The following is an 877-nucleotide window of genomic DNA, read 5'->3' as shown; positions in this document are numbered from 1 at the left end:
GTGGACCACATATAAGTTTGGGTATTGCAATACCTGCTAATGAAAAAATAAAAAAAGGTGTATTAGAAATAATAGAAGAATTAACTTTAAATGATTATATGAATATTGGAAAAGTGGGTGAAAATATTTCTGGTGCCAAAACTACAAATGATTTTATAAAATCTGGATTACTTAATAGAGTTTACCAAACTTCTGGTTTAATTTTTCGTTATACTGCTCCTCAAAAAGTATTTAAATGGGAAAATTTACCAACGGATTCTGATGCTTATTTATTTCCTGTTATGTCAAAGAAATATTTAAAAGAGATTGGTTATTATAATTAAAAAGGGGCGTTCTGTTGCCAGGTGCCCCAACTATAAGTTGGCAGCATCTTTAGCAAGTAAATCTACTTCATTATTCAATTCATCAGTTGAATGTGCTTTTACCCAGTTCCAACTTATTTCAAACTCATTATTTAGTAGATCTAATTCTGTCCAAAGTGCTTTATTGCTTACTTCTTTTTTGTTTGCAGTTTTCCATCCATTTTTTTTCCAATTATGTATCCACTCTGTTATTCCAGACTTTACGTATTTAGAGTCTGTAAAAATTTGAACATTACTACCCTTTGGAATTTTTTTTAAAGCTTCAATTGGAGCAAGTAACTCCATTTGATTATTTGTAGTATTTTTTTTACTTCCTTTTATGAAAGTTTTTTTTCCATCAACAATAATTATTGCCGCCCATCCACCATTTCCTGGATTAATTAAACAAGAACCGTCTGTATATATTTTAATCATTATTTGTATAAGTTTTGTAAGAATTTATTCCACGATGAAAATTTAATTTTTGAATATATTCTTTTGGGTCTTTAATTTTTATAATAGCATTTCTTGGTGTA

Annotated in this window: 2 protein-coding genes; one reads left to right on the top strand and one right to left on the bottom strand. The window is 28.5% G+C overall.

Annotation, left to right across the window (positions count from 1 at the left end):
* A partial coding sequence (locus tag AMN73_RS04420; protein ID WP_179850067.1) for a hypothetical protein occupies positions 1-323 on the top strand: 323 nt, incomplete at its 5' end.
* Between the two features lie 30 nt (positions 324-353).
* On the opposite strand, the gene rnhA is transcribed toward AMN73_RS04420, so the two are convergent.
* A complete protein-coding gene (gene rnhA, locus AMN73_RS01430; RefSeq protein WP_075534522.1) occupies positions 354-776 on the bottom strand; it encodes a ribonuclease HI in 423 nt (140 codons plus the stop codon).
* Positions 777-877 lie beyond the last annotated feature (101 nt).

It is taken from the genome of Candidatus Pelagibacter communis (assembly GCF_001179965.1).
GTDB lineage: Bacteria > Pseudomonadota > Alphaproteobacteria > Pelagibacterales > Pelagibacteraceae > Pelagibacter.
This window is presented reverse-complemented; position numbering and strand designations above follow the sequence as displayed.